Source organism: Tepidanaerobacter acetatoxydans Re1 (assembly GCF_000328765.2).
Taxonomy (GTDB): Bacteria; Bacillota; Thermosediminibacteria; order Thermosediminibacterales; family Tepidanaerobacteraceae; genus Tepidanaerobacter; species Tepidanaerobacter acetatoxydans.
The window spans coordinates 234,210-250,000 of sequence record NC_019954.2 but is presented as its reverse complement, the minus strand read 5'-3'; the positions used below and the strand labels follow the sequence as shown (position 1 = coordinate 250,000).

8 protein-coding genes, 1 pseudogene and 2 CRISPR repeat arrays are annotated in these 15,791 nt (G+C 36.9%); of the genes and pseudogenes, 3 read left to right on the top strand and 6 right to left on the bottom strand.

Annotation, left to right across the window (positions count from 1 at the left end; all coding sequences use genetic code 11):
- Positions 1-145 precede the first annotated feature (145 nt).
- Both lysS and greA read right to left on the bottom strand, forming a co-directional pair.
- A complete protein-coding gene (lysS, locus tag TEPIRE1_RS01160) occupies positions 146-1,627 on the bottom strand; it encodes a lysine--tRNA ligase (protein ID WP_013777367.1) in 1,482 nt (493 codons plus the stop codon).
- A 17-nt stretch (positions 1,628-1,644) separates the two neighbouring features.
- A complete protein-coding gene (gene greA / locus TEPIRE1_RS01155; RefSeq protein ID WP_013777366.1) occupies positions 1,645-2,121 on the bottom strand; it encodes a transcription elongation factor GreA in 477 nt (158 codons plus the stop codon).
- 451 nt (positions 2,122-2,572) lie between these two features.
- On the opposite strand from greA, the gene TEPIRE1_RS01150 reads away from it, so the two are divergent.
- Entirely contained in the window at positions 2,573-3,793 is a 1,221-nt protein-coding gene (locus TEPIRE1_RS01150; protein ID WP_013777365.1) for a patatin-like phospholipase family protein, read from the top strand.
- Between the two features lie 95 nt (positions 3,794-3,888).
- Here TEPIRE1_RS01150 and argF read toward each other — a convergent pair.
- Positions 3,889-4,853 (bottom strand): annotated as a pseudogene (gene argF, locus TEPIRE1_RS01145) (ornithine carbamoyltransferase).
- Positions 4,854-5,015: 162 nt separating this feature from the next.
- Between argF and trxB the strand changes: the two are divergent.
- A complete protein-coding gene (gene trxB, locus TEPIRE1_RS01140; protein ID WP_013777363.1) occupies positions 5,016-5,927 on the top strand; it encodes a thioredoxin-disulfide reductase in 912 nt (303 codons plus the stop codon).
- A 192-nt stretch (positions 5,928-6,119) separates the two neighbouring features.
- Here the strand turns inward: trxB and TEPIRE1_RS01135 are convergent, their stop codons facing one another.
- Both TEPIRE1_RS01135 and TEPIRE1_RS01130 read right to left on the bottom strand, forming a co-directional pair.
- Positions 6,120-6,800, bottom strand: a complete 681-nt coding sequence (locus TEPIRE1_RS01135; protein WP_013777362.1) for a phosphoribosylaminoimidazolesuccinocarboxamide synthase — start codon at positions 6,798-6,800, stop codon at positions 6,120-6,122.
- A 106-nt stretch (positions 6,801-6,906) separates the two neighbouring features.
- Entirely contained in the window at positions 6,907-7,818 is a 912-nt protein-coding gene (locus TEPIRE1_RS01130; RefSeq protein ID WP_013777361.1) for a DMT family transporter, read from the bottom strand.
- Positions 7,819-8,515: 697 nt separating this feature from the next.
- A CRISPR array of direct repeats spans positions 8,516-9,559; the repeat unit is 30 nt; unit sequence GTTTCAATTCCTTATAGGTAGGCTATAAAC.
- Positions 9,560-9,684: 125 nt separating this feature from the next.
- Positions 9,685-12,755: a CRISPR direct-repeat array (repeat unit 30 nt; unit sequence GTTTCAATTCCTTATAGGTAGGCTATAAAC).
- A gap of 494 nt (positions 12,756-13,249) precedes the next feature.
- Here TEPIRE1_RS01130 and TEPIRE1_RS01125 point away from each other — a divergent pair.
- Positions 13,250-14,596: an MATE family efflux transporter gene (locus tag TEPIRE1_RS01125; RefSeq protein WP_023211328.1), complete on the top strand. Its 1,347-nt coding sequence runs from the start codon at positions 13,250-13,252 to the stop codon at positions 14,594-14,596.
- Here the strand turns inward: TEPIRE1_RS01125 and hydF are convergent.
- A complete protein-coding gene (gene hydF / locus TEPIRE1_RS01120) occupies positions 14,593-15,786 on the bottom strand; it encodes a [FeFe] hydrogenase H-cluster maturation GTPase HydF (protein ID WP_013777359.1) in 1,194 nt (397 codons plus the stop codon). The genes TEPIRE1_RS01125 and hydF overlap by 4 nt on opposite strands.
- Positions 15,787-15,791: the final 5 nt, after the last annotated feature.

Sequence of the window (15,791 nt, the reverse complement as noted above, 5' to 3'; positions counted from 1 at the left end):
AAACTAGTGGTCTTTTCAAACGTCAGTATTCGTCATTATTCTCTTTTTCGTCAATTTACGGCATTAAATTCTGGCTATACTCTTTTATGCTGCTTAATTCTTTTATTTTTATTAAATGTGACATTTATTTTGTATTGAAATAAGGTTATTGTTTAGGTCTCATGGTAGGGAATAATATGACATCGCGGATTGAATAAGAGTCTGTAAGCAGCATAACAAGGCGATCAACACCTATGCCCATACCACCCGTAGGAGGCATTCCATATTCAAGCGCATTTATATAGTCTTCATCGAAAGCATGAGCTTCTTCATCGCCGGCTTCCCTTTCTTTTAGCTGCTGCAAAAACCTTTCTCTTTGATCTATCGGATCATTTAGCTCAGAAAAAGCATTAGCTATTTCCCTTCCTGTGACAAAGGCTTCAAACCTGTACGTAAGGTCGGGATTGTCCTCTTTCTTCTTTGCCAGAGGCGATATTTCTATAGGATAATCATATATAAAAGTGGGTTGAACCAGGTTTTGTTCCACCTTTTCTTCAAATATGAGATTTAGCACTTTGCCCTTTGTGTCGCAGTCTTTTATCTCTTCTATATGTAATTCTCGAGCAACTTTTCTTGCCTCTTCATCAGAAGCTATAGAGTCAAAGTCTATACCTGTAAAATGTTTTACCGCTTCAACCATAGTCATTCTAGTCCACGGTGGTGTTAAATCAATTTCCTCCCCTTGATAGGTTATCTTCGTAGTGCCTAAAACTTTCTCGGCTATATATGCAATCATATCTTCAGCCAATTTCATCATATCTTTATAATCTGCATATGCCTGGTAAAGTTCCACCATCGTAAACTCGGGATTATGCTTGATGGAAATACCTTCATTCCTAAAATCCTTGCCCAATTCGTATACTTTTTCAAATCCACCTACTATAAGCCGCTTTAGGTATAGTTCTGTAGCTATCCTTAAATACAGCTGCATGTCCAAAGCATTATGATAAGTAACGAAAGGCCTTGCAGCAGCACCACCTGCTATCGGCGACAGCACAGGAGTTTCTACCTCAACAAAACCTTTGTCATCTAAAAACTGTCGCATTGCCGATATAATTTTACTTCTAGTAAGAAATGTTTGCTTTACTTCAGGATTGACTATTAAATCTAAATACCTTTGCCTGTATCTTATATCAGTATCTTTTAACCCATGCCACTTCTCAGGCAAAGGTCTGAGCGATTTAGCAAGAATAGTCATGTTGTTAACAGATACGGATATTTCGCCTCTTTTGGATTTAAAAACATTTCCCTCTATACCTACTATATCTCCAATATCCAGTAATTTATACAAATTAAAAGTGTCATCAGATACATTATCTTTCCTAATATATACTTGTATCTTGCCTGTATTGTCTTGAATATCAAAAAAAGCCGCTTTACCATGGCCTCTTATTGCCATGATCCTGCCGGCTATTTTTACATTTTGATTTTCAAGCTCGTCAAAGTTTGCCTTTATTTGCTGGCAATTATGAGAATAGGGGTATTTGTCGCCAAAAGGGTTTACACCCATATCTTTTAATTCTTGAAGCTTTTGCAGCCGAACTTTTTGGATTTCATTAATTTCACTTTGGTCGTTCAAATAATCCATTAAAAAACCTCCATTATTTATTTCATGATATCCATGATTTCATACTTAATTATTCCAGCAGGTACTGAAACTTCTACGATAGAACCTTTTTTCTCTCCAATTAGAGCATTTCCTACCGGTGATTCATTAGAAATCTTATTTTCAATAGGATTAGCCTCAGCCGAGCCGACAATCATGTACTCAAAAATATCTCCCGTATCCAAATCCTTAAGTTTTACCTTAGAGCCGACACTTACTACATCGGTAGATATATCTACTTCATCAATTAGTTTAGCATTTCTTAGTTTTTCTTCAAGAAGAGCAATTCTCCCTTCCACAAAGGCCTGTTCGTTTTTTGCTTCATCATACTCAGAGTTCTCGCTAATATCGCCAAAGTCAATAGCTTGCTTTATTCTAGCTGCAATCTCACGGCGTTTTACCGATTTTAAGTATTCAAGCTCTTCTTCCATCTTTTTCAAGCCTTCCTGGGTGAGCACAACTTCTTTTTTTGCCATTTAATTTTTTCTCCCCTCTAGTTTTGCCAAAATGTACGTTTCTAATATATGTTCCAATATGATTTTTTATTCTGGCAATAATTATAAACCGTGTATCATTCTGTCAGCCTAGGTTCAATCGTATATATATAGTAGAATAAAAATCGAGCATATGCTAATAATCCTCTTCAATTTAAAAAAATTATGAAGAGGTCTAGCAAAGCCCAAATATTAATTACTTCGTATGCACCTAGCTCATCACTTCTAAGATATTATAATTCAGCAGGTTATTTATGTCAAGAAGCTTTTTATGTTTATTTTCCAAAAATTCATATCGGTTTATTTTGCCCTTGAAACAGGAGAAAATTTATATCAAACTGTTTAATAATAAATATGGCACATGCTTTAAATTTAGACTATAATTGAAGAGTACATATTTCAATGATTAGATAAAAATATGGAGGTAATATACTTGTTTGGTCTTGTCCTTGAGGGCGGCGGTGCTAAAGGTGCTTATCAGATTGGAGCATGGAAGGCTCTAAGAGAGTTGGGCGTAGATATAAAAGGTGTGGCTGGAACATCAGTAGGTGCCTTAAACGGCGCCATGATAGTTCAAGGTGATTTTGAAAAGACATACGACACATGGTACAATATTTCATTCGATAAAATTCTTAATATTGATGATAGCGAAATAGCTGCTATTAAAAACAGGGAGCTGTTTCCGGAGAACTTCTTTCATGTTGTAAGAACAATAAGAGAGCTGTTTTTCGAACATGGCCTTGATATCACACCGCTTAGGCAGCTTTTAAACTGCAACATATGCGAGGACAAGGTAAGGCATTCCGGAAAGGATTTTGGTATCGTAACAGTCGCACTTACTGATTTAAAGCCTGTTGAACTTTATATAGAAGATATACCAGAGGGAAAGCTCGTAGATTATCTGATGGCAAGTGCCAATCTTCCTATTTTTAAGATGGACAAAATTGATGGCAAACTATTTATTGACGGAGGGTTTTTTGATAATTTCCCCATTAAGCTTTTAATGGCAAAGGGTTATAAAGATATAATAGGCATACGATTATACGGAATAGGAAGAACGCGCAGAATAAATAAAGATAAATTGAATTTGATTACAATTGAACCATCTGAAGATTTAGGTGGAACACTTGATTTTTCTTCTGAACGTGCCCGTAGAAATTTAAACTTGGGATATTATGATACATTAAGTGTTATAAATAAATACAGCGGTCGATTTTATTACATTATTGCAAATCACCCCGAGGACTATTACGCCAACATATTTTTTAATCTCAGCCGTCAAACGGTCCTAAAACTAGCTAACATTATGGGACTTCCCGAAAAAATGCCATATCGGCGCTTGCTTTTCGAAAAAATCATCCCAAGGCTTTCTGAAATATTGGGACTTGGCTCCAAAGCATCCTATAAAGATATATTTATAGGTATTCTTGAAAAGGCGGCTGTATTAGACGGGATAGAAAAATTTAAAATTTACGATTTTGATGAGTTCCTATATACCGTAATTTCCAAGCACCAAAAAACTTCAGAGCATATTTCCGATAAAATTCCCCGTTTATTAAAAAAATCCGACCTTGTATTGAAAACCGTAAAAGAACAATTGTCACCCGAGATTATTGATGTATTTATTGATGAGCTGAAGATAAGGTTTAATTAATAAATTCTATCAAGAATACGGCCTGTGAAGTTGCCAGTATTTTAAGCAATAGAAAAGAAAAAGGAAGGTAAACCTTCCAGATTGTAAATACTAATTTAACCCATAACAAGCGAGAGAATGGCTTTTTGCACATGTAGCCGATTTTCTGCTTCATCAAATACTACAGAGTGTTCACCTTCAATTACTTCTTCGGTTATTTCTTCACCTCGATGAGCAGGCAGGCAGTGCATAACTATTACATTTTCATCGGCAACAGAAAGTAGTTCTTGGTTTATCTGATAACCTGCAAATACTTTCTTCCTGTATTCAGTTTCTTCTTCCTGCCCCATGCTGGTCCAGACATCGGTATAAAGCACATCGGCATCTTTGGCCGCCTCAAAGACATCATCTGTGAGAATTATTTTTGAGCCGTTCATTACGGCATCGGCTTTTGCCTTATTAACTACTTCTTTATCCGGTAAAAATTCTTCCGGAGATGCTACGGCAATATCCATACCTACTTTGGAACAACCAAATATAAGCGAATTTGCCATGTTGTTTTTCCCATCGCCGATAAAGGCTAATTTTAATCCGCTGAGTTTTTTCTTTTTCTCTTGAATGGTAAATAAGTCCGCAAGCACCTGACATGGGTGGGTGTAATCCGTCAACCCGTTTATAACCGGTATATCTGCATATTTAGCCAAAAGTTTTACATCATCATGGCTATATGCCCTTATCATTATGCCATCAAGATAGCGCGATAAAACTCGAGCCGTGTCGGGAATGGTTTCTCCTCTCCCAATCTGAATATCCCTATTGCTCAAGAAAAGAGCATGCCCTCCTAGTTGCCACATAGCTACTTCAAATGAAACTCTGGTCCTCGTTGAAGATTTTTCAAAAATCATACCAAGGGTTTTCCCTTTTAGTGTTGATAATCCGCTCCTAATTTATGCATTGTTTTAAGTGTTTCACATTTGTTTAGAATCTCTTCTATTTCAAGGTTGCTAAGATCATATAAGCTCAAAAGATCTTTCCCCTTCAGTAAACTGCTTTCCGCATTCTGCCATGGATTTACGCTCATATACATACGCCTCTTTCGTAATTTTGTTTATAATTATACATTAAAATGTATTATTATGCAATAGCTTTTTTAATTTTATTTTTCTATATAAATTATTTTGATTAATTTTGAGAAATATATTATTATGTATCAAGAATAATTACTAGGAAAGGCGGGGAAATAATGTATGATGTGACTATTGTAGGTGCGGGACCTGCCGGTCTTTCAGCAGGTTTATATGCTGCTAGAGCCAAACTGTCAACAGTTATTATCGAAAAAATGTATCCTGGCGGTCAGGCCGCTATAACTTACCGCATAGAAAACTATCCGGGATTTTCTGATGGCATAGGCGGCATCGAGCTTACTGATGCAATGAAATCTCAGGCTGAAAAATTCGATGCCAAATTTTTAAATGGCTGTGTCGAAAAAATCGAAAAACAGGATGGGGTTTTTAGAGTTTTTATGAATGGCGAAAGCATTACAGCCAAAACTGTTATTTTAGCTTCAGGTGCACAGCCAAAAAAAATTGGGGTCAAGGGAGAACAAGAATTTACAGGTAAAGGCGTTTCTTATTGCGCAACTTGCGATGGTGCTTTTTATTTTGACAGAACCGTAGCAGTGGTAGGCGGCGGCGATACTGCTATTGAAGAAGCTTTATTTTTAACCCGTTTTGCAAGTAAAATCTATGTAATACACCGCCGTGATCAATTAAGAGCTACAAAAATCCTTCAGGAACGTGCATTCCAAAATGATAAAATTTCATTTGTTTGGGATTCGGTAGTAAACGAAATAAGAGGAGAAGACGCTGTCAAAGAAGTGATAGTTAAAAATGTAAAGACAGGAAGTTTGAATTCTATCCCTATTGATGGAATTTTCGTGGCTATAGGCCAATCTCCCGCCACTAATTTTGTTAAAAATTTAGTTGTTTTGGACGAACAAGGTTATATCATTACAAATGATAAGATGATGACAGATGTTAGAGGGATTTTTGCCGCCGGCGACGTACGTCAAAAGCCCTTGCGGCAGGTCATTACTGCTGCAGCCGATGGCGCTATCGCTGCTGTAGAGGCAGGAAGATTTATCGAAGGGCAATAGATCAGTTTTTTAGTAATAGTATAATGTATGCGGGTAAAATAATTTTTATTCTTTAAATTGGGACAAATATAGCAGGGGCAGCGTGCCGGATTAGAAAGCTTTTGTACCGTCGGCAAGGCGAATAAATTCCGCAAGCCCCTGCTTGTCATATTATAGACGCAAGTTTAATAGTAGTCTGCAGCTTAATTTAATTTATTTACCGCATATAATATCACATAACTCCTTTTGCATTACAGCTTGACCGTTTTTCCGAACTCGCATATTATCCCCTGAAATCTCATCTATTACAGCAATTTCCCCTTCAACCCTGGCAAACTCAAATTTTATATCAATCAATTCGAGATCAAAACGCTCACATTCCTGTTTCACTATTTTAGTAATTTTCTTTGTAAGAGCAATGGCTTCGCTGACCTCTTCTTTTGTCATTAATTTAAGCTGAACTAATGCTTCTTCATTTATAAGCGGGTCACCTCTGTCATCGTCTTTAAGAGTTATTTCAACCAGATAATCTAATGGCTGATCTTCTTCTACATATCTGCCATATCTTCTAACAAAGCTGCCGGCAGCCTTTAACCTGCATATAAACTCCAGTCCATCACCAAATGTATCTGCTCGTTTTACAAGCATGGTATTTTCCTTTAAATCTGCATCAATATAATGGGTACGGATACCATCCCTTTTTAACAGCTCAAAAAAATGCTTTGACAACTTGAGAGAAGCATTGCCCTTGCCTTCGATTTTACCGATTACGGTATTAGCTCCAGGATCTACCACATCACCCGTTCCGGTTACATCATCGCGAAATTTAAGCAGTATATTGCCATCACCTGTGTCAAAAACTGTTTTAGTTTTCCCTTCTCGAATTTTTTCCACATTAAAACCTCCATCAATTTAGAATTTGGATAAGTAAGGTTTACACCAATATTTTAACATACACCGTATCGGACCGCAAAAAACTTCAAAAAATGATTTCAAATAATCAACTATCAACCGTTTCGATTCTTTCATCGCCTTTTCGTGCCGAAGCGGCATATACCCCTATAAAAACTAATATACCGCCGATAATCGTATAGATGTTCCAATCTTCTTTTAATAATATTATGCCTATGATTACAGCAACCATCGGATTTACGTAGTTAAACACCGCTGTTTTAGACGCTCCGATAGTTTTTATGCCTTTATACCACATGTAATAAGAGTATACCGAACAAAAAACGGCAAGATATAGCGCCGCAGCCCAGGTAGTAATCGATGCTGCCTTTACAGAATTAATAAATGCCGGAGTAAAAGCAATTGGCAGCACAGTTATTGTTGCATAAATATTTATATATGCCATCACCACAAAAGGATCATACTTGTCAACTAAATTTTTCCCTAAAACCGTAAAAAGTGCCCAAACTAATGAATTTAAAAGCAGTAGTAAATCGCCATAAATAGTACTACGACCAATAGAAATTCCCTTACCTGCCGTAAAAACCAAAAATACTCCCACAAAAGCAATTAAAATACCAAGCAAATCGCTATAATTTAGCTTTTCCTGATGAAACAACTTTGCTGATAGGAATATAGTAAATATAGGGCTTGTAGCAATTAAAATAGAAGAATTGACTGTAGTAGTCATATCAAGTCCATAGTATTGGATGAAAAAATATAGTACTACACCTAAAAAGCCCAGTATCCACAACCACTTCCTATCTTCTCTTTCTATAACATAATCTCTGTAGAAAAGCTTAACAATGCAAAAAAATATTATCGAAGCTAGTATAAATCTTAAAACTGCAAGATGCACCGGGGATAATTCCCGAAGCCCAATTTTCGAAACAGACCATGAAGTTCCCCAAAAGCAGGCTACACTAAACAGACTAATATACATCCGTTTTTCAGAAGACATAATAAGCACCTCATTAAACTGGGATATCTGGAAAATATCATATCACATTTCTATTGATTTGGGTTACTTTTTATAAAAACTAGATCATGATTTTAATGTAAAAACCCTCTTTTCCTAAATCATTGTCAGTATATGGCGTATCTTATTATAATCAGGAACAATATTTCGGCATTTCTAGCTCGAAATTATCTTTCTACAGTGGAATCTATCATGATTTATCGTAAAAAGTCAGTTTTGCCGTAAAATCACAGTTAAAGTTCAATGGCAATAACGTGTATAACGTGCAATATAAGCGGGAGACCAATGGTCTCCCCTACTCTATGATATATGATTTATTAACATATAACTTACCTACAACAAATGATTTATCAACGTATAACCTTCACTACAACAAATGACTTACCTACAATAAATGATTTATTAAAGTAGGATCTCACTACAATATATAATAAATTACCAATCTTGCATGGTATAAACTGGAAGACCTTGCAGCAACCTCCCTACAATATATAATGAATTACCAATACGTAGAGGCGGTCATCGACCGCCCACTTTTCCACACAATAACGCATATTTTCTATTATACACATCATTAGGAAATCAAAAACCAAATATATTGTATACGGTGTTATTTCAAGTCCCTTATAGGTAGGTTATAAGCTGGGATAGAGAAAGATAAAGACAAAAGAAGAAAAGCGTTTCAATCCCTTATAGGTAGGCTATAAACTTCTTTGATATATTCATTATCAAAAGTGAATTCAAGGGCGTTTCAATCCCTTATAGGTAGGCTATAAACCCAGACAAGAGTGATTGCGCAAAAAAAGATTGTGAGTTTCAATCCCTTATAGGTAGGCTATAAACAAAGAACGGGTTAGACCAATTTAGGGCATTAGAGCCGTTTCAATTCCTTATAGGTAGGCTATAAACGTGGAAGGTATTATTAGCGAATCGGTTGACAAGTTTATGTTTCAATTCCTTATAGGTAGGCTATAAACTATGAAATATGGGCATGTATTGACTGGGACAAAGTAGAGTTTCAATTCCTTATAGGTAGGCTATAAACGAATCCCTTGCCAGTTCTTGATATTCTCTCCTCTTTTGAGTTTCAATTCCTTATAGGTAGGCTATAAACTGCGGATAGCACTTGATAAAAAGACTTTGTAGGCATAGTTTCAATTCCTTATAGGTAGGCTATAAACGTCACTTCTCAATTCATTCCCGAGCCAGGACAGCCGAGTTTCAATTCCTTATAGGTAGGCTATAAACGGCAATGCCAACAGCAACTACGGGTTTCGCGCCTGCTCTGGTGTTTCAATTCCTTATAGGTAGGCTATAAACAAAATTGGGCAGTCTCGGGTGTTCTCCCGGGATAGTCGTGTTTCAATTCCTTATAGGTAGGCTATAAACGGTGAACGAAGACTATGAAAAAAGAATATGAGATTATGTTTCAATTCCTTATAGGTAGGCTATAAACGCCGGATATATACCAATAGAGCTGGTGCCAAGGCTGGGTTTCAATTCCTTATAGGTAGGCTATAAACGGCAAATATGGCGGGATGTCATCCAAGGACAATTCAGTTTCAATTCCTTATAGGTAGGCTATAAACCCGGATATATACCAATAGAGCTGGTGCCAAGGCTGGGTTTCAATTCCTTATAGGTAGGCTATAAACTAATTGTCGTAAGATCCATAATTTCACCCCATTTATAAGTTTCAATTCCTTATAGGTAGGCTATAAACGTTCTATCTCGGAGGCCATTCCCTCGCTTATAACCTCTCCGAATACCCAGAGCTCATCGCACCTTTTTAACATCTCCTTGCCCATGGCCATGCCTGTCTCTCTTTCCTCCGGGATAGTGTCGTCCAGTTTCAATTCCTTATAGGTAGGCTATAAACCATAAAGGTCCTGAATCCCAAGAAATCAATGCCATGTCTGTTTCAATTCCTTATAGGTAGGCTATAAACAAGGATGTTCGCCTTGGCTGAAGGCGACCAGGAGATAGGTTTCAATTCCTTATAGGTAGGCTATAAACCCCTGCTAGGAAACACTTGCCAGTTATCTTTTATCCTGTTTCAATTCCTTATAGGTAGGCTATAAACTGGCTTTGTTTATGCCGGTCGGCTTCCTACTTTCAGGTTTCAATTCCTTATAGGTAGGCTATAAACCACGTGTAACCAAATCCTCTATATCCTGTCTGTCGTGTTTCAATTCCTTATAGGTAGGCTATAAACACAAGGATAAACAGTAAATTAAAAATACAATTATCAACGTTTCAATTCCTTATAGGTAGGCTATAAACCTTCGTCTACGAAGTCTTGCCCAGCACTCCCCATGGTTTCAATTCCTTATAGGTAGGCTATAAACGATGGTTTAAAACAAGATTGGCAAGGAGAGGTAGTATTCTGGTTTCAATTCCTTATAGGTAGGCTATAAACGGGAGCAAGATGAGGCTGTTTTCATACTCGTGCAAAGGTTTCAATTCCTTATAGGTAGGCTATAAACCGGGTTGGCCTTTGTATGCCATTTACAACACCTCCAGTTTCAATTCCTTATAGGTAGGCTATAAACAAAGACATATACTGTCACTAGAGATGGGCGTGTTTACAAGTTTCAATTCCTTATAGGTAGGCTATAAACTCGGCCTTATCGGCGCGATCTCTTTGTGTCTGGTAGTCCAGTTTCAATTCCTTATAGGTAGGCTATAAACCCAGCATACAGGAACAGACTGCGGCCATGTACCAGTGTTTCAATTCCTTATAGGTAGGCTATAAACGGGTTTTAAGGATATTCTTCATGTCATCAAGCTTCAGTTTCAATTCCTTATAGGTAGGCTATAAACTGCCTTATCCATTTCCTTTTGACTGAATTCAATCTTGTTATGTTTCAATTCCTTATAGGTAGGCTATAAACGTTTCATTTTGTATCTGTGATGATTCATCCAACATTAGTGGTTTCAATTCCTTATAGGTAGGCTATAAACGGTGGCAACACTGGATGATCAGTCTGATGACCCGAGTTTCAATTCCTTATAGGTAGGCTATAAACATGTGGTTTTAATCCTAAAGAAATCAATGATTACATCAGTTTCAATTCCTTATAGGTAGGCTATAAACCAATAAGTGCATCTTTGAATATTTCCAATATAGTCCTGGTTTCAATTCCTTATAGGTAGGCTATAAACTTCCTACAGATCAACATATACCGGACCATATATTCCAGTTTCAATTCCTTATAGGTAGGCTATAAACGAAATGCCCGAAGAGCAGCCATTTCCACAGTGGATAGGCAGTTTCAATTCCTTATAGGTAGGCTATAAACATTCAATATCGCCAAAAGTGGTGCCGCAAAACTTGCTGCGTTTCAATTCCTTATAGGTAGGCTATAAACAGCTCTTCCCTCGTCAATTCGCCACCTCCTCTTCGACGTTTCAATTCCTTATAGGTAGGCTATAAACGCTAGAAGCTCATTGGCCAAAAATGAAGAAAGGGTTTCAGTTTCAATTCCTTATAGGTAGGCTATAAACCTTTGCGTGAATTTTTGGAAAGTTGGATTGAGTCTTAGTTTCAATTCCTTATAGGTAGGCTATAAACGAATTATTATAATCATGAGCGAACAGTTCCAAGGTAGTTTCAATTCCTTATAGGTAGGCTATAAACTTGCATAGCTTGGCTTGTCAATCTCTGCTTCTTCATGTTTCAATTCCTTATAGGTAGGCTATAAACGCTTTATTTATTTGCATCATTATATTGTTATTACAAGTTTCAATTCCTTATAGGTAGGCTATAAACGTAAAAAAAGTTAGTTTTAATGATTTTTTAGAAGAGTTGTTTCAATTCCTTATAGGTAGGCTATAAACTTGAAGCAAAGGAAAGTGCATAGTTTGCAATAAATGGTTTCAATTCCTTATAGGTAGGCTATAAACTTAGTGCTACTAGTATCATCTTCTATAACTTCACCATGTTTCAATTCCTTATAGGTAGGCTATAAACGTTATTGTGTTTTCTGCCTTATTGTTTACCCGCAAAGTTTCAATTCCTTATAGGTAGGCTATAAACAAAGTACAAATAATATTCCGCTTTTTGGGCAAGCCTGTTTCAATTCCTTATAGGTAGGCTATAAACCACGCCTATGGAAACATGGTATTGCCCAAATTGTGACGTTTCAATTCCTTATAGGTAGGCTATAAACCTCAACTTCTAAAAATAGTGCTACCTCATCAAAGCAAGTTTCAATTCCTTATAGGTAGGCTATAAACGCTTGGTGATTTGGTAACTATACAAAACACAAAATGGAATAGTTTCAATTCCTTATAGGTAGGCTATAAACAAGAAATGCTAGCAGAGAAATAGTTACTGATTATGGGTTTCAATTCCTTATAGGTAGGCTATAAACAAAAGCTATATCATTAGCAAGGAATATATCCTCAATCAAAGTTTCAATTCCTTATAGGTAGGCTATAAACCCTTCATCATTCAAGACTTCTAAAAAACTATATCTTTTTTGTTTCAATTCCTTATAGGTAGGCTATAAACTCAGTCCTTTTATGCTCTATTAAAAGTTTCTCCAATGTTTCAATTCCTTATAGGTAGGCTATAAACACACATAAATTGCAAACTATCTATGGAATGTTCATCAACGTTTCAATTCCTTATAGGTAGGCTATAAACCCGGCCACTTGCATCACGTATTATAATGCGGTTAGCCGGTTTCAATTCCTTATAGGTAGGCTATAAACAAATTGCTTTCTTTCATAATTTGTCGTGTCGTTTCTGTTTCAATTCCTTATAGGTAGGCTATAAACCTCCGGAGGCTAAGGTCAGCCCTTCCAGATCCTCAAATGGTTTCAATTCCTTATAGGTAGGCTATAAACAGTTCGTCTGCATTTATGTTTATAAAGTTAACATCGTTTCAATTCCTTATAGGTAGGCTATAAACCCGTAATTTGGGGTAAAAAATAAAGAAAGAGCGAGAAAAATAATTTGTTCAATTTTCTATTAATAATTTCTACATTAAATCAAAAAGTCCTCCTTTTCCAGTTATATTCTTTATTTGGAGGTAATTTTTGGTTGTCGTCGATCCCCAGGGGTTTTTGCGCGACTTGAGGTCGACGACAAAATTAAATGAGTGTCAAAAAATATCATTTTATCCCAAATAATGATATAATCTAATTTAATAGTATCAAAATACCTTCTAATATTTAACCCCTCCAATAAATGTTCAGTTTCTCATTAAAATAAAATTTCTTAAATCCCTTTAAGCTAAATGCAAAAAATCCTTTTTTTGATTTAATGTATTTACAGGTATAAACTTGTTTTTAATGAAGGTAAGCTATTGTAATAACATTTATTACGAGTTGTGAAAATGCTTTAAAAAAGGAGTTGAGCTAAAAATTATGGCAAAGGTTGCGGGTCTTTTTTTCGCCCAAAGACATGACTGTGGGAACACCATGGAAACGAATCGTTGAATTCTCAATTCCTATGTTGGTTGGCAACATCGCCCAACAGCTTTATAATACTGTTGACTCAATTGTAATAGGCAGGTATGTGGGTGATAATGCTTTGGCTGCCGTCGGCAGTGCTCTCCCAATATTTAACTTCTTGCTTGTATTTTTCGTAGCAGTATCCACCGGAGCCGGCATAATGGTCTCTCAGTATTTTGGTGCAAAGGATCGGGAAAAGCTTTCCCGTTCTATTGGAGCTTGCATAACGCTTACAGCAATAGTAGCAACGATAATTATGATAATAGGGCCGATTGTCGTGCGCCCAATGCTGGTCTTAATCAATACTCCGGAATCAATTATAGATTGGTGTGCAAGCTATCTTTTGATATTATTGGTGGGCAACTGGGGTTTTTCATATTTTAATATACTTTCAGGAATTTTACGCGGACTTGGCGATTCATTATCCGCATTGATGTTTTTACTTATTTCTACTGTTCTTAATATATTTCTGGATATATGGTTTGTTGCAGGTTTAAATATGGGGGTGCCAGGCGTAGCACTGGCAACTGTAATTGCACAGGTAATCTCTGCAGTCCTATGTGCAATGAAACTTAAAACAATGGACTACGTATTTGACCTTAATTTAAACATGCTGAAACCCAAAAAAGAATACGTTGTTCAGCTTTTAAAGCTGGGATTGCCGTCAGGTTTGACTCAGGTTATATTCTCTCTTGCAATGATAACTGTACAATCCCTTACAAATACCTTCGGAGAAATGATCATCGCATGCAACGTCATAGTAATGCGTGTGGATGGATTTGCCATGATGCCCAATTTTACCTTTGGAGTTGCCATGACCACATTTGCCGGGCAAAACGTGGGAGCTAAAAAAATGGACAGAGTGGAGGAGGGAACACGCCAAGGTTTAGCAATTGCAGTAGGAGTTTCAATAGTTATCACAATAATTATTTTAATTTTTGGCAGATATCTTATGGATATTTTTACAGATACGGCAGAGCTTGTTGATTTGAGCATGAAAATGATGCGCATCTTAGCGGTTGGGTATGTTGCAATGGCTGTTACGCAGGTTCTTTCAGGAGTCATGCGCGGTGCCGGAGATACCATGACTCCTATGTGGATTTCATTGATAACTACAATTTTTCTGCGAGTGCCCATTGCTTATGGTATTGCATATCTCACCCGCAGTGCACAATATCCTAACGGCAGGCCGGAGTCAGTATTCGTTTCCCTTTTAATTGCCTGGGTATCGGGAGCTGTAATAACTTCTATTTTCTATAAAAAAGGCAACTGGAGAGAAAAAGTACTGCTGTCTTAAGGTTCAAACATGCGCGTAGTCCGCTCTAGAATCCCCTGAGCATGAGCAAAAGCCATACCATAGTTGGTAATTGGAACGTTTTGCTCTCTCGCCCTTATTATCCTTGTCAGCATCTGTTTGCGGTTTAGCATACATGCACCGCAGTGAAGTATGAGCGCATATGGTGTTAAATCTTCCGGAAAATCCCCGCCAACTTTTATCTCTATTTGCAGTTTGCCGCCGGCCTTATTTTCAAGAAGTGCCGGCAGTTTCTGCCTGCCTATATCATTTTCAAGTGGATGATGTGTGCACGCCTCTTCAATCAAAACCCTGTCATTAGGTTTTAATTCATCCATAGCTTTGGCACCTCTTACCAAAGTACTCAGTTCGCCCTTGTATCTTGACATTATAATGGAAAATGATGTTAGTGGTATGTCTTCGGGAACAATTTTACTTACAATATGAAATACTTGAGAATCTGTTATTACCAAAGCAGGCTTTTTATTTAAGCAGTTTAGCAAATCTAAAAGTTCTGTCTCCTTTGCTACTAAAGCCATGCAGTTATTATCCAATATATCCCTTATTGTCTGCACCTGAGGAAGAATCAATCTGTTTTTAGGTGCTTGTATGTCCTGAGGTGTTACTAAAACAACAAGGGATTTTGGAGTTATTATATCTCCCACCAATGTTGAAAGTTCAAAATCCATAGGGGCATTTTGATGAATCATTTCTTTTAACTTGCCTATATTTTCTCTTTTATTTGCGCTTACTTTAATAAAAGGAAAATCAAATTCCTTAGTCAAGTCTTTAATATCCACATCCCTTTTGTCAATTTTATTGACAACACCAATAATCGGAATGTTCCTACTCCTAAGCTCTTGACACCATCTTTTTTCAAGGCTGAAATCTAAATTCTCTGTTGAAAAAACCACAAGGGCTATATCGGTTTTGTCCATAACTTCTAGGGTCTTTTTTATTCTAAGTTCTCCTAAATCTCCTACATCATCCAACCCTGCAGTATCAATAAAGACTACCGGCCCTATCGGTAAAAGCTCCATCGCTTTATAAACCGGATCTGTTGTAGTTCCGGGAAAGTCTGAAACCAGTGCTATTTCTTGTCCTGTAATAGCATTTATTAAGCTGGATTTGCCTGAATTTCGCCTGCCAAATAAACCTATATGCAATCGATTAGCTCTTGGTGTATCATTCATAAAAA